This is a genomic window from Synechococcus sp. H55.11 (assembly GCF_047462475.1).
GTDB lineage: Bacteria > Cyanobacteriota > Cyanobacteriia > Thermostichales > Thermostichaceae > Thermostichus.
The window spans coordinates 1-22,915 of record NZ_JANSJI010000107.1 but is presented as its reverse complement, the minus strand read 5'-3'; the positions used below and the strand labels follow the sequence as shown (position 1 = coordinate 22,915).

The 22,915-nt window shown below is 62.0% G+C and carries 24 protein-coding genes and 1 other annotated feature; of the genes, 8 read left to right on the top strand and 16 right to left on the bottom strand.

Annotated elements, in window-relative coordinates; genetic code table 11:
- The first annotated feature begins 173 nt into the window (after positions 1-173).
- Positions 174-1,364, top strand: coding sequence for a glutamine-hydrolyzing carbamoyl-phosphate synthase small subunit (carA, locus tag NW853_RS04795; RefSeq protein WP_414348081.1), 1,191 nt, complete (start codon positions 174-176; stop codon positions 1,362-1,364).
- Positions 1,365-1,466: 102 nt separating this feature from the next.
- On the opposite strand, the gene NW853_RS04790 is transcribed toward carA, so the two are convergent.
- From NW853_RS04790 to NW853_RS04770, 5 genes are all read right to left on the bottom strand, one after another.
- Entirely contained in the window at positions 1,467-3,014 is a 1,548-nt protein-coding gene (locus NW853_RS04790; protein WP_414348078.1) for a UDP-N-acetylmuramoyl-L-alanyl-D-glutamate--2,6-diaminopimelate ligase, read from the bottom strand.
- 68 nt (positions 3,015-3,082) lie between these two features.
- Positions 3,083-4,849, bottom strand: coding sequence for an ABC transporter ATP-binding protein (locus NW853_RS04785; RefSeq protein WP_414348075.1), 1,767 nt, complete (start codon positions 4,847-4,849; stop codon positions 3,083-3,085).
- 59 nt (positions 4,850-4,908) lie between these two features.
- Positions 4,909-6,087: a 1-deoxy-D-xylulose-5-phosphate reductoisomerase gene (locus tag NW853_RS04780; RefSeq protein WP_414348072.1), complete on the bottom strand. Its 1,179-nt coding sequence runs from the start codon at positions 6,085-6,087 to the stop codon at positions 4,909-4,911.
- A 229-nt stretch (positions 6,088-6,316) separates the two neighbouring features.
- Complete coding sequence (locus tag NW853_RS04775) at positions 6,317-6,571, bottom strand: hypothetical protein (protein WP_414333962.1); 255 nt, start codon at positions 6,569-6,571, stop codon at positions 6,317-6,319.
- Complete coding sequence (locus tag NW853_RS04770; protein WP_414348070.1) at positions 6,568-7,188, bottom strand: ParA family protein; 621 nt, start codon at positions 7,186-7,188, stop codon at positions 6,568-6,570. Before NW853_RS04770 ends, NW853_RS04775 begins: the two co-directional genes overlap by 4 nt.
- Positions 7,189-7,451: 263 nt before the next feature.
- On the opposite strand from NW853_RS04770, the gene NW853_RS04765 reads away from it, so the two are divergent.
- On the top strand, positions 7,452-8,735 hold the full coding sequence (locus NW853_RS04765) for a trypsin-like serine protease (RefSeq protein WP_414333960.1): 1,284 nt from the start codon (positions 7,452-7,454) through the stop codon (positions 8,733-8,735).
- Between the two features lie 86 nt (positions 8,736-8,821).
- A complete protein-coding gene (gene rpsU, locus NW853_RS04760; RefSeq protein ID WP_011432857.1) occupies positions 8,822-9,007 on the top strand; it encodes a 30S ribosomal protein S21 in 186 nt (61 codons plus the stop codon).
- Positions 9,008-9,262: 255 nt separating this feature from the next.
- On the opposite strand, the gene rplL is transcribed toward rpsU, so the two are convergent.
- The 10 genes from rplL to NW853_RS04710 all read right to left on the bottom strand — a co-directional run bounded on the left by rplL (position 9,263) and on the right by NW853_RS04710 (position 14,766).
- The gene (gene rplL, locus NW853_RS04755) at positions 9,263-9,673 is read right to left on the bottom strand and encodes a 50S ribosomal protein L7/L12 (RefSeq protein ID WP_414348067.1); all 411 of its coding nucleotides are present in this window, start codon (positions 9,671-9,673) and stop codon (positions 9,263-9,265) included.
- Positions 9,674-9,730: 57 nt separating this feature from the next.
- Positions 9,731-10,294, bottom strand: a complete 564-nt coding sequence (gene rplJ, locus NW853_RS04750; protein WP_414333957.1) for a 50S ribosomal protein L10 — start codon at positions 10,292-10,294, stop codon at positions 9,731-9,733.
- A gap of 65 nt (positions 10,295-10,359) precedes the next feature.
- Positions 10,360-10,519: a sequence feature (ribosomal protein L10 leader region), on the bottom strand.
- 77 nt (positions 10,520-10,596) lie between these two features.
- A complete protein-coding gene (rplA, locus tag NW853_RS04745) occupies positions 10,597-11,307 on the bottom strand; it encodes a 50S ribosomal protein L1 (RefSeq protein ID WP_414333955.1) in 711 nt (236 codons plus the stop codon).
- A gap of 76 nt (positions 11,308-11,383) precedes the next feature.
- On the bottom strand, positions 11,384-11,809 hold the full coding sequence (gene rplK / locus NW853_RS04740; RefSeq protein ID WP_011432849.1) for a 50S ribosomal protein L11: 426 nt from the start codon (positions 11,807-11,809) through the stop codon (positions 11,384-11,386).
- Between the two features lie 9 nt (positions 11,810-11,818).
- Entirely contained in the window at positions 11,819-12,409 is a 591-nt protein-coding gene (gene nusG / locus NW853_RS04735) for a transcription termination/antitermination protein NusG (protein ID WP_414333973.1), read from the bottom strand.
- A 144-nt stretch (positions 12,410-12,553) separates the two neighbouring features.
- The gene (gene secE, locus NW853_RS04730) at positions 12,554-12,826 is read right to left on the bottom strand and encodes a preprotein translocase subunit SecE (protein WP_414348065.1); all 273 of its coding nucleotides are present in this window, start codon (positions 12,824-12,826) and stop codon (positions 12,554-12,556) included.
- A 101-nt stretch (positions 12,827-12,927) separates the two neighbouring features.
- Entirely contained in the window at positions 12,928-13,275 is a 348-nt protein-coding gene (locus NW853_RS04725; RefSeq protein ID WP_414348063.1) for a hypothetical protein, read from the bottom strand.
- Positions 13,266-14,027, bottom strand: coding sequence for a tRNA (guanosine(37)-N1)-methyltransferase TrmD (gene trmD, locus NW853_RS04720; RefSeq protein ID WP_414348060.1), 762 nt, complete (start codon positions 14,025-14,027; stop codon positions 13,266-13,268). Before trmD ends, NW853_RS04725 begins: the two co-directional genes overlap by 10 nt.
- A 5-nt stretch (positions 14,028-14,032) precedes the next feature.
- Positions 14,033-14,437, bottom strand: a complete 405-nt coding sequence (locus NW853_RS04715; protein ID WP_414348058.1) for a hypothetical protein — start codon at positions 14,435-14,437, stop codon at positions 14,033-14,035.
- Positions 14,438-14,571: 134 nt separating this feature from the next.
- Positions 14,572-14,766 (bottom strand): hypothetical protein, encoded by a 195-nt coding sequence (locus NW853_RS04710; RefSeq protein ID WP_414333948.1) that lies wholly within the window; start codon positions 14,764-14,766, stop codon positions 14,572-14,574.
- 99 nt (positions 14,767-14,865) lie between these two features.
- Between NW853_RS04710 and NW853_RS04705 the strand changes: the two genes are divergently transcribed.
- The 5 genes from NW853_RS04705 (at position 14,866) to NW853_RS04685 (ending at position 18,024) form a co-directional block, all read left to right on the top strand.
- Positions 14,866-16,071: a 5-(carboxyamino)imidazole ribonucleotide synthase gene (locus NW853_RS04705; RefSeq protein ID WP_414348055.1), complete on the top strand. Its 1,206-nt coding sequence runs from the start codon at positions 14,866-14,868 to the stop codon at positions 16,069-16,071.
- A complete protein-coding gene (locus tag NW853_RS04700) occupies positions 16,035-16,448 on the top strand; it encodes a hypothetical protein (RefSeq protein ID WP_414333945.1) in 414 nt (137 codons plus the stop codon). Before NW853_RS04705 ends, NW853_RS04700 begins: the two co-directional genes overlap by 37 nt.
- A gap of 6 nt (positions 16,449-16,454) precedes the next feature.
- Positions 16,455-16,985, top strand: coding sequence for a ribosomal protein S18-alanine N-acetyltransferase (rimI, locus tag NW853_RS04695; protein ID WP_414348053.1), 531 nt, complete (start codon positions 16,455-16,457; stop codon positions 16,983-16,985).
- Positions 16,986-17,079: 94 nt separating this feature from the next.
- Positions 17,080-17,778: a glutathione S-transferase family protein gene (locus NW853_RS04690; protein ID WP_414348051.1), complete on the top strand. Its 699-nt coding sequence runs from the start codon at positions 17,080-17,082 to the stop codon at positions 17,776-17,778.
- Positions 17,779-17,853: 75 nt separating this feature from the next.
- Complete coding sequence (locus NW853_RS04685) at positions 17,854-18,024, top strand: chlorophyll a/b-binding protein (RefSeq protein ID WP_414333941.1); 171 nt, start codon at positions 17,854-17,856, stop codon at positions 18,022-18,024.
- Positions 18,025-18,247: 223 nt separating this feature from the next.
- On the opposite strand, the gene NW853_RS04680 is transcribed toward NW853_RS04685, so the two are convergent.
- A complete protein-coding gene (locus NW853_RS04680; RefSeq protein ID WP_414348048.1) occupies positions 18,248-22,822 on the bottom strand; it encodes a response regulator in 4,575 nt (1,524 codons plus the stop codon).
- Positions 22,823-22,915: the final 93 nt, after the last annotated feature.

Genomic DNA, 22,915 nt, shown 5'->3' with positions numbered 1-22,915 from the left:
CCTCTCCCAGCCCAAGCGCTCCGCGCCGCTCACGCGACCACCCCCGATCCCTCTCCCATCCCTCACCCCCGGCCCCTCTCCCAAGGGGAGTCAGCCCTCACCCCCGGCCCCTCTCCCAAGGGGAGAGGGGAGTTATGGGTGGCTTGTGGTTGTTTGCTGTAGGTTCACTGGTTATGGTCTCCCTAACTCTTGAAGTTCCGGAAAAAGTCTTCCCTTGGCACACTCGGCAGCCGGCTCTGCTGGTGCTGGCCGATGGCACGGCCTTTGCCGGCTGGTCGTTTGGAGCAGAGGGCACGGCGGTGGGTGAGGTGGTGTTCAACACGGGCATGACCGGCTACCAGGAGGTGATGACGGATCCGAGCTACCGGGGGCAGTTGATCACGTTCACCTGCCCGGAATTGGGGAACACCGGGATCAACGAGCTGGATCAGGAGTCGGCCCGGCCCCAAGCCGCCGGGATCATCGCCCGCAACGTGTCGCGCCTGGCCAGCTCCTGGCGGGCTACGGGGACGCTGCCTGACTACCTCAAGCAGCACGGGATCCCGGGGATTGCCGGGGTGGATACGCGGGCCCTGACGCGGCGGCTGCGCTCGCAGGGGGTGATGAACGGGGCCATTTCGACGGAGATCTTGGATCCGCAGGCGCTGCTGGAGCGGGTGCGCCAGGCCCCTGCCATGCAGGGGCTGAGCCTGGTGGCAGAGGTTACAACGCCCAAGCCCTACGAGTGGCTGGAGCCCACCCCCGCCGATTGGGACTATGGCCGCAGCCAAGGGATCCGGATCCCGGATCCTCCCCTGCGGGTGGTGGCGCTGGATTTTGGCATCAAGCGCAACATCTTGCGCCGCCTGGCCCGCTACGGCTGCCGCGTGATGGTGTTGCCGGCCCACGCCAGCCCTGAGGAGATCTTGAGTTACAACCCGGATGGGATCTTCCTCTCCAACGGGCCCGGGGATCCGGCGGCAGAGACGACGGCCATCCGCACCACCCAGGCGCTGCTGCAAAGCGGGAAGTCGATGTTTGGCATCTGTCTGGGCCACCAGATCCTCAGCTTGGCCTTGGGCGGATCCACCTACAAGCTCAAGTTCGGCCACCGCGGCCTCAACCACCCCTGTGGGCTGGAGAAGGAAGTGGAGATCACCAGCCAAAACCACGGCTTTGCGGTGGAGGCCGCTTCGATCCCGGCTGAGGAAGTAGAAGTTACTTACCTTAACTTCAATGACCGCACCGTGGCCGGGATCCGCCACCGCCAGTTACCCCTCTTTTCCGTGCAGTATCACCCAGAGGCCAGCCCCGGCCCCCACGATGCCGACCATCTCTTCCGGGAGTTTGTGGAGCTGATGCTGCAGAACAGAGGGCAGGAGTAGCTTAACCCTCACCCCCGGCCCCTCTCCCTGAGGGAGTCAACCCAGGCGCTCCGCGCCGCTAGCGCGACCACCCCCGGCCCCTCTCCCTGAGGGAGTCAACCCTCACCCCCGGCCCCTCTCCCTGAGGGAGAGGGGAGTTAGGGACAGGGCGGCGCGGGCTTCTTCCCGGTCGTCGAAGTGGATTTTTTCGGTGCCCAGGATCTGGTAGTCTTCGTGGCCTTTGCCGGCAATCACGACTGTATCGCCCGGCTGGGCCTCCAGGATGGCCAGGCGGATGGCTTGGCGCCGATCCACCTCCACTGCCCAGGGGGATCCAGGGATCCCGGCCAAAATGTCCTGCAGGATCTGCTGCGGATCCTCGGTGCGGGGGTTGTCGGAGGTCACCACCACCCGATCGGCCCAGGTGGCAGCAATGCGGCCCATCTGCGGGCGCTTGCCCCGGTCGCGATCCCCGCCGCAGCCAAAGACGCAGATCAGCCGGCCTTGAACTTGGGGGCGCAGGGCCTTGAGCAGGTTTTCCAGCCCATCGGGGGTGTGGGCATAGTCTACGATCACCGTGATGTCCTGCCCCGGCAGGCTCACCCGCTCCATCCGCCCCGGCACACCGGGAAAATGGGGCAGGGCCGACTGGATAACCTCAACAGGGATCCCCAGGTGCAGCGCCACCCCTACTGCCGCCAGCAGGTTGGCCAGGTTGAAGGATCCCACCAGCGGCGCTGCCACGGCAAAGCTGCCCAGAGGGGTGTGCAGAGTCGCCTGCAGGCCGTTGGGGTGAAGTTGAACGTCACTGGGCCAGAGGGCAGGGATCCCTTCGAGGGGCTGCAGGGAGTAGGCCCAGGGCTCCAGAGGGGCTGGGAGGGCTTCGAGCAGCCGCCGTCCGCCCTCGTCGTCGGCGTTGACCACCGCCCGCCCCTGCAAGTACTCCGGCCGGAACAGGGTGGCTTTGGCCTGCCAGTAGTTTTCCATGCTGCCGTGGAAATCCAGGTGATCCTGGGTGAGGTTGGTCCAGACGGCAGCGGCAAAGCTACACCCCCAAGCCCGATCCTGGGCCAGGGCATGGGAGCTGACCTCCATCACCGCCACCTCGGCGCCGGCTGCCTTGGCTTCTCTCAGGCTGCGCTGCAGCTCCAGCGGAAACAGGGTGGTGTGGGGGGCTACCTGGCAGTGGCCGGGCCAGCGGTTGTAGAGGGTGCCCAGCAAGGCAGTGGGGCGACCGGCAGCCTGCAGCAGATGTTCGATGAGATGGGTGGTGGTGGTTTTGCCGTTGGTGCCCGTCACCCCTACCAGGATGAGCTGGCGGGCCGGAAAGCCATAGAAGGCTGCCGCCACCTGGGCCACAGCCCGGTTCAAGCCGGCGCGGGGCCACACCAAAATGGGCTGACTGCTCCCTTCAGCCTCTCCGCTGACTTGCTTCCACGCCTCCTGCGAGATGAGGGCCGCCGCCGCTCCTCCAGCGAGCGCCGCCCGGACAAACTCGCCGCCATCGACGTGGGATCCCGGCATCCCCAAAAACAGATCCCCGGCCTGCACCTGGCGCGAATCGGTGCACAGACCCCTGACCTGCACCCCCTCTAGGGATCCCTGGACCAACTGGGGTTGGATCCCGGCTTGGCCGAGCAATTGGCGCAGATCGATCCCGTTGCTTCCCATGTTTTGCCTCTCCCCACAGCCTTGCAGCTTAGGGTAGCCGCTGGGCCGGCTTTCTGGCCAGAGAAAACCTAGGCCAGGGCCTCTTCCAGCTTTTGCTTGGCCCAGAGGCGGGCGTAGAGGCCGTCGGCATCGGCCAACAACTGGGCATGGTATCCCTGCTGCACGATGCGACCTTGGTCCATGACCCAGATCTGATCCGCCTCCACCGCCGCCGTGAGGCGATGGGTAATCAAGATCACCGTTTTCTGGGCCGTGGCCTGGCGCAGGTGGCGGAGAATGGCCTGGGCCGTCTGGTTGTCCACGCTGGAGAGGCAGTCATCCAAAATCAAAATCGGCGCATCCACCAGCAACGCCCGCGCCAGGGCCACCCGCTGCCGCTGGCCGCCGGAAAGGGTGATGCCCCGCTCCCCCACCAGCGTGTCGTAGCCCTTGGGAAAGTGGAGGATCTCGGCGTGGATGTGGGCGGCTTTGGCGGCCCATTCCACCTCCCAATCTTCCGCCTGGGGCTTGCCATAGCGGATGTTGTCCCGAACGGTGGCGCTGAAGAGGAAGCTCTCCTGGGGCACGTAGGCAATGGCGCGGCGCAGGGATCCCAGTTGAAGCTGGGTAATATCCTGCCCATCCAGAAACACTTGCCCCGGCTGGATCTCCAGCAGGCGGGGCAGGGCATTGGCCAGGGTGGACTTGCCCGCCCCAATCGGCCCCACCACCGCCACCAGTTGCCCCGGCTCGATGCAAAAGTGCAGATCCTGCAGCGCCGGCGTTGCGGATCCCGTATTGGCATAGGCAAAAGTCAGCCCCCTAGCCTCGATACGCCCCTGCACCTTTTCCAGAGGCAGCGGCAGAGCCTGAGGGGCATCGCGGATGGTGGGCTCCACCCGCAGCAAGGCGTCGATCCGCTCCAGGCTGACCTGGCCCCGCTGGTAGGCGGTGATGGTAAAGCCCAGCAAAGCGGTGGGAAATACCAGCCGTTCCACGTAGAGGGTGAGGGCGGAAAAATCCCCAATCGTCAGCCGCCCCGCGGCAATCTGCGGCCCCCCCACTGCCAACAACAGCAGCAGGCTCAGGCTAACCAAAGCCACCAGGGAGGGGAAAAGCAGGTTGCGGGTGAGGGCCAAGCGCAAATTGGCCTGCAGCAGCCGCTCGTTGCGGCGGCGAAACTCCCGCTGCTCGTGCTCTTCCTGGGCATAGACCTTGATCAGGGTGATGCCGTTCATATCCTCCTGGATGAGATCGCTCAGATTGGCCAGCTCCTGCTGCACCTGAAGCTGCTCCTGCTGCAGACGGGTGCTGGTCAACTTCACCAGCCCCAGCATCACCGGAAACACCGATAGGGCCAGGGCGCTTAGACGTGGCTCAATACCCAACATGGCCGGCAGCGTAGTGCCGTAGGCAAAGATTGTATTGGCCAAATTGAGCAGGGCAAAGCCCAGTAGGCGGCGGACATTTTCCACATCGCTGGTGATGCGGGTGAGAATATCCCCGATGGTCTGCTGGGCAAAGTAGGAAGGCTGCAGGGTAAGCAAATGCTCGAAGATGGCCTGCTTGAGGCGAAACTCCACCTGCCGCCCTACGCCAAACATCCACACCCGCGAGGCAATGCGAATGCCCATCATCAGGGTGGAGACAACCAGCACCACCAGAGCGTAGAGGGCAATGCGGCTGGGCGACAGCGCGGCCAGGTTCTGGCTGAGATCATCGATGGCCAGCTTGACATACCAGGGCAGGAACACCCCCAGCCCGTTCACCACCAGCAGGGATCCAATGCCCAGCACCACCTGGCGCCGATAGGGGCGCAGATAATGGGCCAGTTGTCGGAGATGGGATCCCGCCACTCAGGTGCTCCTCCAGCTTCTTCCCACTCTAGCGCTGGGCCGGATCCCCCCGGTAGGGATTAGGCCAGAACCTGGGCCGGGGCCTGCTGCGCCAAGAGTTCCACCTGCTGGCGCGCCCAGGCATCTGCTTGCAAAATGTCCTCCAGGCTGGGGGCGGGGATGACCTGGTGCCGCTCACAGACCCGTTCCAGAAGGCGGGGGATATCCAAAAAACGAATGCGCTCTTGCAAGAACAAGGCCACGGCTGCCTCGTTGGCCGCATTCAACACCGCCGGCAGCGTCCCGCCCGCCCGCCCGGCGGCATAGGCCAGCTCCATGCAGGGATACTTGCGGTGATCCGGCGCCTTAAAAGTGAGGGATCCCAGCTTGACCAAGTCGAGGGGATCCCAAGGGGTGGTTAGGCGCTCCGGCCAACTGAGGCCGTAGAGAATGGGCAGGTGCATATCCGGCCAGCCCAACTGGGCCAGAACCGAGGTATCGGCCAGCTCAATCAGGGAGTGAACGATGCTCTGGGGGTGAATGAGGATCTCGATCCGGTCATAATCCAAACCAAACAGCCAGTGGGCCTCGATCACCTCCAAGCCCTTGTTCATCAGGGTGGCCGAGTCGATGGTGATCTTGCGCCCCATCACCCAGTTGGGGTGTTTGAGGGCATCCGCCAGAGTTGCCCGATCCAGTTGCTCGGCAGGCCAATCGCGAAACGCCCCCCCTGAGGCTGTCAGCCAGATGCGGCGCAGGGATCCCGCTGGCACCCCCTGCAAACATTGGAAGATGGCCGAATGCTCCGAGTCCACCGGGATCAGCTTCACCCCGTACTCTCGTACCAGGGGCAGCACCACCGGGCCGCCTGCCACCAGGGTCTCTTTGTTGGCCAGGGCAACGTCCTTGCCGGCGCGGATGGCGGCCAGCGTGGGCAAGAGGCCGGCACAGCCGACGATCCCGGTCACCACCCGCTGGGCCGCGGGGTGAGCCGCCACCTGACACAGCCCCTCCGTGCCTGCCACCAACTCGGGCAGCGGTCGCATCCCGGTCAGCAGCGACCGCAGTTCCGGCAGCAGCTCCTCCCGGCCAATGGCCACAATCTGGGGCCGAAACTGCCGCACTTGCTCGGCCAAAAGGACGACATTGCTGTAGCTGGTTAGGCCGACAACCTGGAAACGCTCTGGATACTGGGCCACCAAGTCCAGAGTTTGGGTGCCAATCGAGCCGGTGGAGCCGAGCAGGGTGATGGCTTGCATACTAAGGATCCCTTTGCACCTAAAAGAGCGTGACATTCTTGCAGCGCAGACGTCCCCTCGCCCAGCGTGCCCAAGGGCTCCGTCCCGCTCTCGCGAACGGCCCCACCTCGCGTCCGGGGATCCCTGCCTCACGCCACTTCATCTTATTCTTATCTGGTTCTCAACCGGAATCCGTGTGTTTCATCTGATCCCCGACAGCAGGATCTGGCAATGTCGCTCCTCCCTGATTTCAAATCTTTCCCGATTGAGAGCGCAGCCACTGGGCGAGCAAGGCCTCGATCAGCTCCGACAGATCCTGATCCGATTCCAGCAGGAGGCGCTTCACGGCTCGGTGCGTCTCTTTGCGGATGTAGGCGGTCAGCTTGACGTACTCCGCGCCGTTGGGCTTGGCGGGCGCTTCCGGCGGCTCAGGGATCTTGTAGGCCTGGGCGCTCAGCTTTTTCGGAGGCGGGTGGCGGTCGAGCAGGCGCTCAAACTTGCTCATGACAGGATTTCCTCTCCCACCGCAACGTAATCTGACCAGGCTTGCTTGGCCCTGGGATCCGGGAGCTGGTTGACGCAGACCCCCTCCAGCGCGGCCCGCTGAAAGGCCACTGTGCGGCGAATGGAATGATGGCAGAGCGGGATCCCGGCTTGTTTGAGAAAGCTGCGGGCCTCGGCCCCATCCCGGTTAGGCCAGGGGGGAACCAGCGTCAGCAAGACTTTGTAGTGCTTTGCCCCCAAACGATCCAGGGCGTTGACAGTCAGCATCAGGGCATCCAGGGCCAAGGCATCCGGAGAACAGGGCAAAAGCAACAATTCACACCGCTCCGCCAGCAGGCTCAACTGTTCGGGGGTGGGGCGGGCGGGGGTGTCGATCAGCGTATGCTGAAAGCCGCCAGGCGTAGACATGGTGGGATCCCCGGCCAGCACTTTGACAGGAAAGGGGGAGCCCCGTTCTGCCCAGCGAGAGGCGGAGCGATTGGGATCGGCGTCGAGCAGCAGCGACACCTGGGGTGTACTTGCCTGGGCTGCGCACCGTTGTTGAAGGTAGAGGGCCAGGTGCACCGCTGTAGTGGTTTTGCCCACACCCCCCTTGAACCCCAAGACCGCGATATTCATCTGCCACACACCCTCCCAACTTGGTTTTACAGCCCACTTCCAGAGGCGGCAAGAGGCAAGCTGCACATCCGAGCGCCGGAATCTGGGGTTTTGGGCAACTGAGGAGATCCGAGCGCCGCATCACGTTTTCCTCTCTCCGCACGCGAGGGGCTTCGCTGGTACGATATCCTTTGGCTGACAAAGCCGGCTGAGGAACTGCAGGCTCTCTCCCTGCCCCTCGCCCTCGGACGCTACCCCCCTTCTTCATCCCGGAGAAGCTGCCCATGGCTCATCCCTCAAAGTTCCGCGTCCGTCTCAGCCGGCCTCACTCTTGGTCTCCTTTGGTAGGGCTGTGGCTGGCTCTGGGCCTCAGCGCCTGTGGCGGAGGGGATTCCGGTCGCCCCCTGCCGCCACTCCCGGCCCCTCCTGCAGGACGCATCGAGGGATCCCATTTTGACGACCTCAACGGCAATGGCCTGCGGGATCCGGGAGAACCAGGGCTGGCAAGCATCACCACCTTTTTGGACTTGAACGGCAATGGCCGCCTCGATGGGGGGGAGCCCAGCACCCTCAGCGATGCCAACGGCAACTTCCGCTTTTTCAACGTGCCCCCCGGCACCTACCGCGTCACCGCCCTTTTGCCTCCGGGGCGGGTGTTCACCACGCCGCGCGCGGGATCGGGGCTGGAGCGGATTGTCGGCGGCAGACCTGCTCAGCCGGGGGCCTTTCCCTGGATGGTGGCCCTGTTGAACGCGGCTGAGCCGGATCCTTTTCAGGCGCAGTTTTGCGCTGGATCCCTGGTTGCCCCGGAGTGGGTGCTCACCGCCGCCCATTGTTTTTTCAACGATCAAGGCCAGCAGGTGGTGAACGCGCGCAACCTGGATCTGTTGTTGGGTACCAACCGCTTGCAAATCGGTGCCGGCCAGCGCATTCGCGCCGCACAGATCGTCATCAACCCCGGCTACAATCCGCGGGTGGGGCAACTGGGGGGGAACGACATCGCCCTGGTGCGCCTCTCTCGGCCGGTGGCTCTGGCTACCCTGCCGCTGGTGCAGCCCAACCAAACCAGCCTGACCGCCCCCGGCACGTTTGCCACCATCCTCGGCTGGGGAGCCACTTTCCCCCGCGACCTTGACCAGGAACCCAGCGGCTTTGCTCTGGATCTGCAACAGGCCGAAGTTCCCATCGTCGCCAACGAGGTGTGCAACGCGCCCCAGTCCTACAATGGCACCATTTTAGACACCATGCTCTGCGCCGGCTTTCCCCAGGGGGGAGTCGATACTTGTCAGGCGGACAGCGGTGGGCCTTTGATCGTGCCCAGCGGCAGCGGCTTTGCGCTGGCCGGGATCACCAGTTTTGGCAAAGGCTGCGCCCAGCCCAATTTCTATGGGGTGTACACGCGGGTGTCCAGCTTTGTGGGTTTTGTACAATCCGTAATCGGCAGCGCCCCCAGCCCAACGCCAACGCCTTCTCCGCCGCCTTCCACCGGAACAACGGCCTCGTTTGTCGTGAATTTGAGAGAGGGTGAGGTGGTTTCGGGCCTCAACTTTGGCAGCCGCGCCCTGTAACCGTCAGCAGCAGGGCGGAGATGGTTTAGGATAGGGATCCCGATTGTGCTTTCGTTCTACTCATCGACGGAGGAGATAGCTTCTTTATGACTCAGGTGACGATTGGCGAAAACGAAGGGATCGAATCGGCGCTGCGCCGCTTCAAGCGCCAGGTCTCCAAGGCGGGCATTTTGCGGGATCTGCGCAACCATCGCCACTTTGAAACCAACCTGGAAAAGCGCAAGCGCAAAGCGGTAGCCGTCCGGCGCAACCGCCGCAAGTCCATGGCCTAGAGCCATAGCCGACAAGCAGAACCCCAAAGGTGGACAGGGCCTGTGGCGGTGCCTGGGGTTCGAGTTAGTCTCTTGGATTCTGGGCTGAGCTGGCCTGCAGGGATCCGCTCAGCACGTTAGTCTTCGGCATCGCAGGGATCTGAAACCCACGTCAACGGAGTCAGGTGGGCAACGGCCAAAGAGGGGCTACAACAGCCCCTCTCTTGGGTTTGGTTTGCTTTCTAGTCAGAACAGAGAGCGGCGCTCTCCCTGCAACTACTTGATCTTGACAGTAGCGCCGGCTTCTTCCAGCTTCTTCTTGATGTCGTTGGCTTCCTCTTTGGCAACTCCCTCCTTGACCGGTTTGGGAGCGGCCTCGACGAGATCCTTGGCATCTTTCAGGCCCAAGCCGGTCAACTCGCGCACCACCTTGAGGATGGCGATCTTCTTGTCGGCTGGCACAGCCTCGAGGATGACATCAAAGGCCGTTTGCTCCTCCACCGGCTCAGGGGCTGCCGCCGGAGCTGCTGCCGCTGCGGCCACGGGAGCGGCCATGACCATACCGCCGGCTGGGGCCGCCGCGCTGACGCCAAAGGCTTCTTCGATGGCTTTTACCAACTCAGCAGCTTCCAGCAAGCTCAAGGCTTTCAACTCTTCCAAAATTTTTGCAACGCGCTCTGAAGGCATGATGGTTTCTCCTTAGGGGTAACAGAATGGTTAACGTCAGGTTTGGGCTGAAGCCCTTTAGGCGGCCTCTTTGTCGGCAATGGCCCGGATGGCCCGCCCCAGCGAGGCCGGGATCTCGCGGATGCCGCGCGCCACTTGGGTGGGCACCGCATTGATCCCGACCGCCAAGCCGGTGGCCACCGACTTAAGGCCGCCCGCCACTTGGGCCATGAGCACCTCCTTGGGCGGCAGCTCGGCGATGGCTTTGGCCTGATCCAAGGTCAGGGATAGCCCCTCGATACCGGCGCCACGGAACTCGGTTTTCTTGGTTTGCTTGGCAAAATCTTGATACGCCTTCAGGGCAGCTGCAATATCGCCCCGAATCAAGATAAAGGCCGTCGGCCCTGCCAAGAAGGGGAGAACCCCTGCCCAAGCTTTTTGGTCGGCGATGGCCCGCCGCATTAGGGTATTCTTAACAACCATGCAAACCGAATCCGACTTGCGCAGCTCTGCCCGCAGTTGGTTCATCTCCGAAACGGTCAGCCCCTTGTAGTCGATCACCAGCACCATTTGGCTGGCTTGCAGCAGGGATCGCACCTCATCGACGATCTCCGCTTTCTTCGCTACAGGTTGCTTGCCCATGCGCTCACCTCCTTTGTTGTCAATGGTCACCCAGGGTTGAATGGGGATTGCCGGTGGAAGAGAGATCCGCCAAACAAAATGCGTCCCAGCCAAGGCCGAGACGCACTGAGATAAGCGCTCCATCAAAAGCGACCCCAGAAGGGATCCCTCTAGACTGTGCTCAAACCTCGGCAGGACATTAAGCCCGTGGGCACCTGCTGTCTTCGGCTCGATATTCGGCTGTATAAAGACGCTTTGCCGGGATCCTCCTGTAAATCCGTCAACTCAAACCCTCTTCTCCCATCGCAGCGCCAAAGCCAGGCTTAAGTCGCCAGCTTCAGCTCCCGCAGGGCATTGATGTCAACCTCGATCGAGGGACCCATTGTAGCAGCAACGTGTAGGGTTCGCCAATACTTGCCCTTGGCCCCAGAGGGACGGTTGCGATCGATGGATTCCTGCACCGCCTTCAGGTTTTCCAGCAGCGCTTCGACGGGGAACTTGCACTTGCCGAAGATCAAATGCACAATGCCGGTGCGGTCGGCCCGGTATTCCAGCTTGCCGGCTTTGAACTCTTTGATGGCCTGAGCCAGATCCATGGTCACCGTTCCCCCCTTAGGAGAGGGCATGAGGCCGCGCGGCCCCAGCAGCCGCCCCAGCTTAGCCACTTGGGGCATCACATCGGGGGTGGCGATCAGCAGGTCAAAATCCATCATGCCCTTGCCGATTTCCTCGATCAGGTCTTCAAACCCAACCCGATCCGCCCCTGCATTTTGGGCTTCCGTCACTTTCTCGCCGCGGGCAATCACCGCCACCCGGATCTCTTGGCCGGTGCCCCTGGGCAAGACGACGGTGGTGCGCAGTTGTTGGTCGGCGTACTTGGGATCGATCCCCAGGCGGATGTGAACCTCTGCCGCCTCGTCAAATTTGGCGGTGGCCGTCTCCTTCATCAGGGCCAAAGCTTCCGCGGGGGGATAGGCAATGGGCTGCACCTTCTCCCGCAAAGCCTGCATACGTTTGGACAGTTTTCGAGCCATCGTTTCTCCTCGGGGTACTGGCGAGAACCTCTCTCCCCCAAAACTTCAAGACAACAATCAGACTGAAGATCCTTCATCAATCCACCACCGTCACCCCCATGCTGCGGGCGGTGCCGGCGATAATTTTCATGGCCGCCTCCACATCGTGGGCATTCAAATCCGGCAGCTTCTGCTCGGCGATCTGCCGCAGTTGCGCCCGCGTCAGGGATCCCACCTTGGTTTTGTGGGGCTCGCTGGAGCCGGACTCAATACCCAGAGCCTTCTTGATCAACACCGAAGCCGGTGGCGTCTTGAGGACGAAGGTAAAGCTGCGATCCTCGAAGATGGAGATCTCTACAGGCACCACCATACCGGCTTGATCCGCCGTTTTGGCGTTGTATTCCTTACAAAAGGCCATGATGTTGACCCCGTGCTGGCCCAGGGCCGGGCCGATGGGAGGGGCGGGGGTGGCCTTGCCCGCCTGAATGGCCAACTTGACCACGGCCACCAACTTCTTAGCCATGAAACGCGGTTACACCTCTTTTCGCACTTGACCAAACTCTAATTCTACCGGGGTGTCGCGCCCGAAAATCGAGATCAAAGCCTTGAGCTTGCCCCGCTCCGGGCTGACATCCACCACCTCGCCGTAGAAACCCTGGAAGGGGCCGGAGAGGACTTCGATGCGATCCCCAGGCGCCATCTGGATTTTGAGGGGCACTTCCTCCACCTCGACGCTGCTGAAGATACGCTGAACTTCGCTCTGGCTGAGGGGCCGCGGCGTCACATGGCCCCGACCACGACCGTAGGCCCGTTTTTCTTCCGTGCCGACAAAGTTGATCACATTGGGGGTGGTTTTCACCACCATCCAGGTGTCGTCGTTGAGATCCATGCGCACCAGGACATAGCCGGGAAAGACCTTTTCCTCTTGTTCCTGGCGCTTGCCGGCTCGATCCAGTTTGAAGCCCGTCCGCTTCGGGATCACCACCTCGACAATCTGATCTGCCACATCCAAAGCAGCCGCCCGCTGCATCAGGGTGCTTTTCACCTTATTTTCGCAGCCTGAGGCCACCTGAACCGCGTACCAGCGCAGGTTACGGCGACCTTGTCCTTCCCCCTCCTCCATTTCCGGGATCGCGTCTGCAGGCTCAAAGTGTTCCACAGGGCGCCCACGACGTTTCTGCTGCTCTGTGCTCATCACCTCGCATCCTCCCTGTAGCCATCCATAGCTCTCTTGCCCCCAAAGACAGGGATCCTCTAGGACAAAACATCACGAGAACAGTTGAGTGGCTACCCAGGCAAACAGTTGATCGACCAGGTAGATGAAGGAAGCAAAAGCCAACACGATCAGCAAGACGCCCACCGACTCGCCGATCAATTGCCGGCGGCTCGGCCAGACAATTTTGCCCAATTCCGCACGGGTCTCTTGGATAAAGCCCGGGATTCCTTTGGGTTCGGTGGAACTGTCTTTGGAGTGGCCCCGGCTGGCGGGATCCAAACGTTGCTCCGTATCGGCTTTGCTGGAAGAGGTGCTCTTAACCACGGCGGTATCTCCTGCTGGATCCCGAAAACGGTGCGCCACCTTTCAGCGCACACAAGATTAGCTTTGTGATCCTAACAGATCTGGCGGGGGTGGGATCCCTCTCAAGGGGTGGGAGTGGGCTCAGGCGTCAGCGCCCTCGGGGAGAGCACCAAAGGGCGGCGGGAGCGGTTGAATTGCTCTACCGCTGCGTCGATCCCGGCCTTGCTGTCCCAACGCGAGGCAGCATTTTGCCGGGAGAGAAACTCGGCGGCCCGCAGGAGATCGTTCATGTCGATGCTGGTGCCGTCGAACAACTGGACGTTGCGGTCGCGGCGGATGGCCTCATTGACATCTCCCCTTTGGGCCAAGGCAACCTCGGCGCTGGCCAGGATCCCCAGCAGAAGCAGACCCAGGGCCGCAGGGATCCCGCGCCGGGGGTTGAGGGGGGAGCGGAGACGGTTTACAAACATTGATCCTGTTCCTCTACATCGGTGTGCTGCTCGGCCAGCCCCTCTGCCAGCAACTGTTGTTCTTCGGGCGTGAGGGGGCGTTTGGCCAACAGGTCTGGCCGCCTTCGCCAGGTGCGAACCAACTGCTGTTGCAGACGCCAACGGGCGATGGCTCGGTGGTCGCCTGAGAGAAGCACCGGCGGCACCTTGTGCCCTTGAAACTCCGGCGGACGGGTGTAGTGGGGATACTCCAGCAGCCCCGTCTCGAAACTTTCGCTCCTCAGCGAATCTATCTTACCAACTGTACCCGGCAAGAGCCGCACCACGCCGTTGATCAAGGCCAGCGCCGGGATCTCCCCCCCCGTCAAGACAAAATCGCCCAGCGACACCTCGCGGGTGGCCAGATATTGGCGGATCCGCTCGTCAAAGCCCTCGTACTGGCCACAGAGCAGGATGAGCTGCGCCTTTTGGGCAAGTTCTTGCAGCAGCGCCTGGTGCAGCGGTTGTCCCTGCGGCGTGAGCAAGATGATCTCGCGGGGATCCAGGCGGGGCAGGGAGGCGACGGCAGCAAAAAAGGGCTCTGGCTTGAGCACCATGCCCACCCCACCCCCGTAGGGCTCATCATCGACCCGGCGGTGCTTGTCGGTGGCAAAGTCCCGCGGGTTGGTGCAGTGAACCTCGGCGATCCCCTGCTCCAGGGCTTTGCCCACCAGCCCAATGCGCAGCGGCGTTGCAAAAAATTCTGGGAAGAGGGTGACGACGTCGAACCGCACAAGACTCAGGACGAGGCAGAGGGAGGCTCGGTGCGCAACCGCTCCAGATCCAGGCGCAAAGACTCGATCTGGTGGATCAGTTCCATCAGCTCGGCCATCTCTTCTTTGGAGATAGGGGCAGGGGAAGCCGTGGTCGGGGGGCTGCTCTCGGCAGGGGCGGGCCTCTCGCTCTCTGGGGCGGGGGCGTTGGCAGCCGCATCCCTGAGACCTTCGACGTAACGAACGGCTTCCTGTTCGATCAGCTCCCCCTTTTGCTCCAGTTCTGCTGCCAGTTGCGCCAGATCCATCGAGAGGCGGTTGAGGTTTTCGGCCCGCTTTTCCGGGTCTTGGAGGATCTCCACCAGGGCAGTGGCCGTGCCGTAAAAGATGTGGCGAGCCCGCGTGAACCAGTCAGAAGAGCGAGAACTCATGGCAGCAGAAACAGGTGGGTTCTGAATTATTCTAGGCGATCCGCCCACCGGAGCAGGCCCAGGACGACAGAGTGCCCGGCAGCCCAAGTAGGGATCCGTTCTCCGAAGTTTTGAGGAGAACCTGGGGATGGGGTTCAATCGACGGCTCGGATCTCGCCGCTGCTTAGGCGCTCCACAACCAATTCCAGCAGCTCGTGCTCTTCTGGGGAAATCTCTTGATCGGCCATGACGGCATTGAGGATCTGCTGCTGTTCAGCGCGGGTCAAGATCTTATCTGCCAAGGCCCGGTCAATCAAAGCTCTGAGCTCAGAGGGTTGAGGGGATTGCACTGTTTTGCTCCTAGCGCTCGAGGGCAAGGGATCCCATAATGATTTCTGGATCCAAGATGCAACAGATAGCAGCACACCCGTCAGTATAGCGAGACAGTGGTGGAACCCCAGGTATCCCCAAAAACCCAGAGCTTCCAACCGGTGGGGGTGATCGGCGGCGGGCAGTTGGCGCAGATGTTGGCTTTGGCGGCCCGCCCCTTGGGGATCCCGCTGATCGTGCAGGCCGCTGCCCCCACCGATCCGGCGGTGGCAGTAGCCGACGGTGTGGTCTGGGGTGCTGTGACGGACACTCAGGCCACAGCCCAGTTGCTGCAACGCTGCCCGGTGGTAACTTTTGAGAACGAGTTCATCCCGCTGCCGGAGCTGCGCAAGTTGGATCCGCAGGGATCCCGCTTTCGGCCTCGCCTCAGCACGCTAGAGCCGCTGCTGGACAAGTTGCACCAACGGCAGTTCTTGGCGGAGTTGGGGGTGCCGGTGCCGGCCTTTTGCCCTGCGGAGACGGCAGACTTATCTGGGTTGGGCTTTCCGGTGGTGCTCAAGCAGCGGCGGCAGGGCTACGATGGCCAGGGCACCCGCATCCTGCCCGACCGAGCAACCTTGCAACAGGCTCTGGCCGAGTACGCCGGGATCCCGCTGCTGCTGGAAGAGTGGATCCCGTTTGAGCGGGAGCTGGCGGTGATCGTGGCCCGCGGGCTGGCGGGGGAGATCCAACTCTACCCCGTGGTGGAAACTGTGCAGATCGAGCAGGTCTGCCGCTATGTGCTGGCGCCCGCCCGCATTCCCCCGACTGTCGAGGCCGAGATTCGCGACCTGGCGGTCAAGGTGATGGACAAGTTGGACGCGGTGGGTGTGTTCGCCATCGAGCTCTTCTGGGTGCCGCCGCCCCACCCCAAGGCCGGGATCTGGGTCAACGAGATCTCACCGCGGGTTCACAACTCCGGCCACTACACCCTGGAAGCCTGCCACACCTCGCAATTTGAGCAACATCTGCGCGCTATCCTCGGCCTTCCCTTGGGGGATCCCTCTCTCAAGTGTGGGGGAGCAGTGATGGTGAACCTCTTGGGTTATGAGCACTCCAGCAGTGACTATGCCCAAAAGCGGCAGCGCCTGGCGGGGATCCCCAATGCCACGCTGCACTGGTACCACAAAACCCCTGCCCGCCCGGGGCGCAAGCTGGGCCATGTCACGGTCTGTCTACCCCATCCTCCCTCTCCTGCGGAAGCGGCGGACCTTGTCCGTACCCTCGAAGCCCTCTGGTATCCCCAGCCATGGATCCCACCTTTTCTCCAGCCATCCAAGCCCTGATCGCGGCCCTGCAACGGCGGGATGTGCCGGCGGTGGCGCAGCAGGTCAACGGACTCTCTCCCCAAGAGCGCTCCGCGGTGTTGACCCCCGCTCTCCAATACCTTGCTGAGGTGGATCCCGACAGCGCCCGCTGGTTTGTTCGCCACCTCATGGCCCCTGCCGTCAAAGCCCAACTGCGAGCAGGGATCCTCAAAGCCGCCCAAGATTACCTACAAGAGGCCGGCTTCCAAGAAGGGATCGACTACGAGCTCAAGCCCCATCCCCAATCGGGGGGCCAGATCTTGAGCCTTAGCCGCCGAGCCCTGCCCTACGCCGCCCCGGATGACGATCCCTTTGGGCAGTTGTTGCTATCGGAGTTCTGCGAATTGCGGGACTAGACCACCATGGGTAGCACAAGTTATCGGCTGCAGATGCTCGACATCACCGCCCTGCCCCAATTGCTGGAGCTGGATCGACGCTGCTACGGCGGACACTGGGGGGAACAGGGCTATCGCGCGGAGCTGGAACGGCCCACCAGCACGGTGATTGGGGTTGTGGCGGAACCGGTTGCCGTTGGCGCTTCCTATGGCTTGGGCCGAACGGAGTTCTCCCTTCCCTCTCCAGACCTCGCGACGCAAACAGCACCAGCGCTGGTGGGCTTTGGCATCCTCTGGCGCATCGAAGAAGAAGCCCACATCATCTCGCTGGCGGTGGATCCCGGTCACCGGCGACAAGGCTTGGGCCGCAGGATCCTAGAAGCGCTCCTAGACCAAGCTAGGGCAGCAGGCTGTCGCTGGGCCACGTTGGAAGTGAGGGCTTCCAACCACGCCGCCATCCACCTCTATGAATCGGCAGGGTTTCAATTGCTGGGACGCCGCAAGGGCTATTACAACAACGGAGAAGATGGGCTGGTGTATTGGAAGAAACCGATTTAAGCTTAGGAAAAACCAACACTAAGGGGTTGATGCCGGGGGCTTTGGGGTAGGCGGGCTAGAATGGGCAGAACAACCGGCCTAAGAACCCTTGCCCATGCTGGATTTCTACGCTTGGCCCACCCCCAACGGCTACAAAGTCTCGATCCTGCTGGAGGAGCTAGGGATCCCCTACCAGGTCATTCCCATCGACATTGGCCGCGGCGACCAGTTCGACCCGGAATTTCTCAAGATCAGCCCCAACAACAAAATACCGGCCATTGTGGATCCCGATGGGCCTGGAGGCCGGCCTTATGCCCTGTTCGAGTCGGGCGCCATCTTGATGTACCTGGCCGAGAAAACCGGGAAACTCCTGCCCAGCGACATCGGATCCCGCTATCGCGTCATCCAGTGGCTGATGTTCCAAATGGGCGGCATTGGGCCGATGATGGGCCAGGCCAACCACTTTCAGCACTACGCCCCAGAGCGGATCCCCTATGCTATCGACCGCTACGTTAACGAGACCCGGCGCTTGTTTGGCGTGGCGGAACGGGTCTTGGCCGAGTCGGAGTACCTGGCGGGCGACTACTCCATCGCCGACATTGCCAGCTTCCCCTGGATGCGAAGCTACCCACGGCAGGGGCTGAACATCGAAGAGTTCCCCAACGTCAAACGCTGGTTGGCAGCCATCGAGGCCCGCCCTGCTGTGCAGAAGGGCCTGCAACTGTTGGCAGAGGCGCGCCGATCCCCAGACCAGCCCCTCAGCGACGAGGAACGGCAAGTCCTGTTTGGCGACCGCCAATACCAAAGGCGCTGAGTCAAGGGGAGAAGCTGCACTTGTTAGCTCTCGACACAAAACTTGACAGTTTTTAATACTTGAGCCACATTAGAGATGTCACCCCTTGATGGAGTTAAGACTATGGAAAACCAAGAAGCTAAGTTCGGCTTTACCACCTTTGCCGAAAAATGGAATGGCCGTCTGGCGATGTTGGGCTTTGTGATCGGCGTGGCCACCGAGTTGCTGACCGGCCAAGGGATCCTCTCTCAAATTGGCCTGATGTGATCCCAGCCCGCCTGATTGGGTCGAAGCACTAGCTAGATACTTTCTGCCCGGCTGTCCTCTTCCAGACTGATCAAGCAGCCGGGCTTTTGCTGCGGTTCCGAGCCAGAGCGCAGCCCAAACAGCCGCGCCAATTTGTTCCTCCTACCTCCAACGGTTCGCCGCTTGATCCCCATCTCCTTTTGGGAGAGGGGCTGGGGGTGAGGGCGACAAGTCTGGGATCGCCCTAGCCTTCCAATTCCTGCAGGTACTGGCAAATGTCGGCCAAGATGCGCTCCAGCTCCTCCAGGCCCTGGGAAGCGCTTGCCCATTTTGGGTCATCAGCCGGGGATCCCGGCTGCGCCAGTTGCACCCCCAGGTGTTCTAGCTCGCGGGCTACTTGACAAAAGGCATTGGCTCCCACGTTGGCGCTAGCTCCCTTGAGGCGGTGGGCAATTTTCCTCAAGTCTTCGGCATTACCCGCTGCAAGAGCTTGGCGCAGCCGCGGCAACTGGTCCTGGCCATCTTGGACAAACACCTGCAGCAGGTCCCGCTGAAACTGGCGGTCACCTCCCGTAACCCGCCCCAAGTAGGCGGCGTCGATGGGGTAGGGCAGCGTGGGAGCAGGGGCACCGCCGGCAGCTTCAGGAGAAGGCGGATCGGACGAAGCCGCCCCGTTGGCTGCTCCTGCTGCGGAAGGGGCGATCCTTTGGCTCCAGTGGTTGAGCACTTTTTCCAGATCCTCCTTTGGCACCGGCTTACTGAGATAGTCGTCCATGCCCGCTTGCAGGCAGCGCTCCCGATCCTCTTGCATGGCGTTGGCCGTGATGGCAATCACCACGGTGCGGTGGCCGGATCCCCGCTCCTGCTGGCGCAGGCGGCGGGTGGCCTCGTAGCCATCCATCACCGGCATCTGGCAATCCATGAGGATGAGGTCGTACTTGACTTGCTGCAGCAAATCCAGCACCTCCTGGCCGTTGGCCACCACATCCGCCAGGTAGCCCAAGCTCTGCAGCTGGCGCAGGGCCACCTTTTGGTTGACGGGGTTGTCTTCGGCCAAGAGGATGCGCAGGGGTTGCTGGGGGCGGCTGGCGGAGGGCGCACTTTGCGAAAGGGGTGGGCCCATGCCCAGCAGCGCGGTGGCCAGGCCGGAAGACTTGCCCAGCGCCATGACCAGAGCTTCTTGCAATCGCGTTTGTTTGACCGGCTTGGTTAGGTAGGCAGCAAAGCCAATCTCGGCGGCGCGGCGGGAGTGCTCCCCCAACCCCAGCGAGGTCATCATCACCAGTTGCGTCGGGGACAGTTCGGGATCCGCCTTGATCCAGCGGCCCAGGGTTTCCCCATCCACCTCCGGCATCTGCATGTCCAAAACCGCCAAGGGGAAGGGGATCCCTTCCCGCACGGCCTGGCGCAGTTTGTCCAGAGCCTGGTAGGCATTTTCGGCTTCTTCCACCACCATGCCCCAAGCGGTGGCCTGGCAGCGGACGATCTTGCGGTTGGTGGCGTTGTCGTCCACCACCAACAGCCGCTTGCCCTGAAGATCGACAGGGATGCGGGCGGGGTTCTGGGCGATCTGGCGGGGGTAGGGTTGTCTTTCCAGGGTCAGCTCGAGGCTGAAGGTGCTGCCGCGGCCCACCTCGCTCTCTAGGAAGATCTTGCCCCCCATCAGCTCTGTCAGTTGCTTGCAAATGGCCAGGCCCAGGCCTGTGCCCCCGTACTTGCGGGTGGTAGAAGCATCCACTTGGGTGAAGGGCTGAAACAGCTTGGCTTGCGCTTCCTTGGGGATTCCGATCCCTGTATCTCTTACCGAGAGCCGCAGTTGGACATGGGTGGCCGTCTCCTGCAGCAGCTCGGCCTGGATGACCACCTCCCCTTGATGGGTGAACTTGATGGCGTTGCTCACCAAGTTGTTGAGGATTTGGCGCAGCCGCGACGCATCCCCCCGCAGATAGCGGGGCACTTCCGGCGGCATAAGCACCGCCAGCTCCAGGCCCTTGACGTGGGCAGTGGGGGCAAAGAGATCCGCCACCTCCTCCAAACAGGCCCTCAGGTCGAAGTCCAGGATCTCCAGCTCCATCTCCCCGGCTTCCAGCTTGGAGAAGTCCAGGATGTCGTTGATGAGGGTCAGCAGGGCATCGCCGCTGATGCGGATGGTCTCGACAAAGTCCCGCTGCTCGGGGGTCAGGGGCGTCTCCAGCAACAAGCCCGTCATCCCCAGCACCGCGTTCATGGGGGTGCGGATCTCGTGGCTCATGGTGGCCAAGAAGCTGCTTTTGGCCTGAGAAGCCTGCTCTGCCGCTTTGCGGGCTTGTTCTAGCTCGAGGCTGCGCTGGCGCTCCCGCTCCAGGAGCTCTGCCTGGGTGAGGGCAATGCCGATTTGGTTGGCCAGTTGCACCAGCAGCTCGATCTCAAACGGCTGCCACTGGCGGGGTGCAGAACACTGGTGGGCCAACAACAGCCCCCACAGCCGCTGCTCCATGAAGAGGGGCACCACCAGGTTGGCCTTCACCTGCATTGTTTGCAGCAGCTCCAGGTAGCAGGGCTCCAGCCCTTCGACCTCCACGTCGCTGATGGCGCGAACCCGGCCCTGGCTGTAGAGCTCAGCATATTTTTCCTGAAAACAGGGATCCTCAATCACCTCGCCCACAAGGGAAGGGATGCCGGGCTGGGTTTTCTCGTTGGAGATGATCCCGGATCCATCCGGCTGGAAGCGGTAGACCAAAACGCGATCCGCCCTGAGCAGGGCTTGGATCTCCGTTACTGCCGTTTCCAGGATCTCGGCAATATCCAGCGATTGGCGGATCTTTAAGCTGAGATCGGCCAGCAGTTGGGCCCGCCGGCTCTGCCGCTCCAGCTCCTCGGCAGCTTTTTTGCGCTCGGTGATGTTGCGGAAAATGCCCCGCGTGGAGACCATCACCCCATCTTCAAGGCGGCAGTTAACACTTCCTTCCACCCAGATGGTTTCGCCCTTGGCAGTCACAAAGGCCGTCTCCACCTTGTCCAGAGGTTGGCCAGTCGAAAGCTTCTGGAAAGCGACCTGGCAGTGCTCTCGATAGTCGGGGTGGATGATGTCGAAAACCCTCATTTGGTGGATTTGAGCTTCGTCGTAGCCCAGGGTCTCCTTCCAGGCGCGGTTGACGTAGAGAAAGTACCCTTCGGCATCGACAGCCTGAATGAGATCGCTGGCATTTTCAAAGAGATCCCGGTAGCGCTCTTCGCTTTCTTTGAGAGCCAGCTCCGCCAGCTTGCGCTCGGTGATGTCGATGCCGGTGCCGATGATAAACTCCACCTCGCCCTCGGCGTTGACCAGGGCGGTGTTGGTCCAAGCAATGAGCCGCAGCGCCCCCTGCTTGGTGCGCCAGAAGTTTTCATAGCGATTCAAGAAAAGGGAGCGACTGCCCTTAAGTTGTTGAAAAGCTTGCTTCAGGCCGGCCATCTCGCCCGCCGGGATCAAGCCCAAGTCCCAGAGCAGTTGGCCCTTGACTTCTGCCAGCGAATAGCCAGAAAGCTGCTCGGCAGCGCGGTTAAAGCGCAGGATGCGCCCTTCGGGATCCATGACCACCACTAAGGCGCCTGCCGTGTCGAGGATGGCGTTGGTAAAGTCCCGCTCTTGCTTGAGGAAGGTTCCCGCCCGCTCCCGCTCAGCAGTTTCGCGGCGAATGAGGGCATAAACTGCGGCCAACAGCAAGTAGGTAAAAGCCAGCCCCCCCAGCAGGATGGCATTGGTTCTAACCCAAGCAAGCTGGAACTGCTCGCTGCGCTGCTGCAACAGAAGCCGCTCTTGCTCCTGGAGCGCCTCCACTAGGTTGGCGATCCGCTCCATCAACCTTTGCCCTTCGCTCCTCTTCAAGGCTTCTTGAACAGCGGCCAGCCCCTCTTGATCCCGGAGCCGGATAAGATCTTGGGCAAGGTTCAGGCGCTGTTCCAAAAGCAGCTCCAGTCGCTTTAGGCGCTCTTGCTGGAGAGGGTTGTCGGCTGTCAACTCTTGCAGCCGGCTGAGGCGAGTGGGAAGGGCCTCAAGGCTGGTCTTGTACTCGTCGAGGTAGCGAGTCTCGTTGGTCAAAAGGTAACCCCGTTTACCTGCCTCAGCAGCACGGGTTTCTGAGAGCAATCCTTCCAGGTTCTGGATCACTTCCAGGGTATGGGCCACTTGCTCCGTCAGTTGGGGCAGGCGACTGGCGTTGCGCTGGGCAGAGTAGGCGATCCCGCCCAAGATCAAGGCAGCCAGGCCCAGGCCAGCACTGACCTTGAGGAGAAAGCGGTTTTTGCGAGCAGGCTTGCTCTCGCCAGCTTTGGGAAGCAAGGGAGCCTTGGCCAGCTCCCGCAAGGTGCGGCGCAGCTCCAGTTGAGCCACCACCTGATGGGCCAGGGCCTTGAGCTGCTCCAATTGCTCCGGGCTGAGCTGGCGGGGTTGGTAGTCCACCACGCAGAGGGTACCCAGCGCTTGCCCTTCCGGCGTTACCAAGGGCACACCGGCGTAAAAGCGAATATGCGGCTCTTGGGTTACAAAAGGGTTGTCGGCAAAGCGCGGATCCTGGGTGGCATCGGGCACCACCAGCGGCTCTTTGGGCGAGAGAATGGCGTGGGCACAGAAGGCCACATCCCGCGGCGTTTCCTCGATACCCTCAATGCCGAACTTGGCCTTAAACCACTGGCGATGCTCGTCAATAAGAGTTACTAGCGAAATGGGCGTGCCGCAGATGTAAGCAGCAAGCCGGACGATCTCGTCAAAGGCAGTTTCAGGGGCTGTATCGAGAACTTGATACTCTCGTAGGGCAGCCAGCCGCTCTTCTTCGTTGGGGGGAAGGGGAGCCTTGGGCATGGGTCAAGCTGGAGAGACGGGATCCGGCGCTGCCGTGGGTGAACCTCAGCAGCCTGGTAAAAGAGACAACCCCAGCATAACTCCCCGACCGCC

Excerpts from the sequence above, each read along its gene's own strand:
- NW853_RS04770 (WP_414348070.1), bottom strand. The coding sequence starts at position 7,188 with ATGAATATCGCGGTCTTGGGGTTCAAGGGGGGTGTGGGCAAAACCACT.
- NW853_RS04765 (WP_414333960.1), top strand. The coding sequence starts at position 7,452 with ATGGCTCATCCCTCAAAGTTCCGCGTCCGTCTCAGCCGGCCTCACTCT.
- NW853_RS04715 (WP_414348058.1), bottom strand. The coding sequence starts at position 14,437 with ATGAGTTCTCGCTCTTCTGACTGGTTCACGCGGGCTCGCCACATCTTT.
- nusG (WP_414333973.1), bottom strand. The coding sequence starts at position 12,409 with ATGGAGGAGGGGGAAGGACAAGGTCGCCGTAACCTGCGCTGGTACGCG.
- rplA (WP_414333955.1), bottom strand. The coding sequence starts at position 11,307 with ATGGCTCGAAAACTGTCCAAACGTATGCAGGCTTTGCGGGAGAAGGTG.
- NW853_RS04680 (WP_414348048.1), bottom strand. The coding sequence starts at position 22,822 with ATGCCCAAGGCTCCCCTTCCCCCCAACGAAGAAGAGCGGCTGGCTGCC.
- NW853_RS04700 (WP_414333945.1), top strand. The coding sequence starts at position 16,035 with ATGGATCCCACCTTTTCTCCAGCCATCCAAGCCCTGATCGCGGCCCTG.
- rplK (WP_011432849.1), bottom strand. The coding sequence starts at position 11,809 with ATGGCTAAGAAGTTGGTGGCCGTGGTCAAGTTGGCCATTCAGGCGGGC.
- rimI (WP_414348053.1), top strand. The coding sequence starts at position 16,455 with ATGGGTAGCACAAGTTATCGGCTGCAGATGCTCGACATCACCGCCCTG.
- NW853_RS04685 (WP_414333941.1), top strand. The coding sequence starts at position 17,854 with ATGTCACCCCTTGATGGAGTTAAGACTATGGAAAACCAAGAAGCTAAG.
- NW853_RS04690 (WP_414348051.1), top strand. The coding sequence starts at position 17,080 with ATGCTGGATTTCTACGCTTGGCCCACCCCCAACGGCTACAAAGTCTCG.
- rpsU (WP_011432857.1), top strand. The coding sequence starts at position 8,822 with ATGACTCAGGTGACGATTGGCGAAAACGAAGGGATCGAATCGGCGCTG.
- carA (WP_414348081.1), top strand. The coding sequence starts at position 174 with ATGGTCTCCCTAACTCTTGAAGTTCCGGAAAAAGTCTTCCCTTGGCAC.
- rplJ (WP_414333957.1), bottom strand. The coding sequence starts at position 10,294 with ATGGGCAAGCAACCTGTAGCGAAGAAAGCGGAGATCGTCGATGAGGTG.
- NW853_RS04725 (WP_414348063.1), bottom strand. The coding sequence starts at position 13,275 with ATGTTTGTAAACCGTCTCCGCTCCCCCCTCAACCCCCGGCGCGGGATC.
- NW853_RS04790 (WP_414348078.1), bottom strand. The coding sequence starts at position 3,014 with ATGGGAAGCAACGGGATCGATCTGCGCCAATTGCTCGGCCAAGCCGGG.
- rplL (WP_414348067.1), bottom strand. The coding sequence starts at position 9,673 with ATGCCTTCAGAGCGCGTTGCAAAAATTTTGGAAGAGTTGAAAGCCTTG.
- NW853_RS04780 (WP_414348072.1), bottom strand. The coding sequence starts at position 6,087 with ATGCAAGCCATCACCCTGCTCGGCTCCACCGGCTCGATTGGCACCCAA.
- NW853_RS04775 (WP_414333962.1), bottom strand. The coding sequence starts at position 6,571 with ATGAGCAAGTTTGAGCGCCTGCTCGACCGCCACCCGCCTCCGAAAAAG.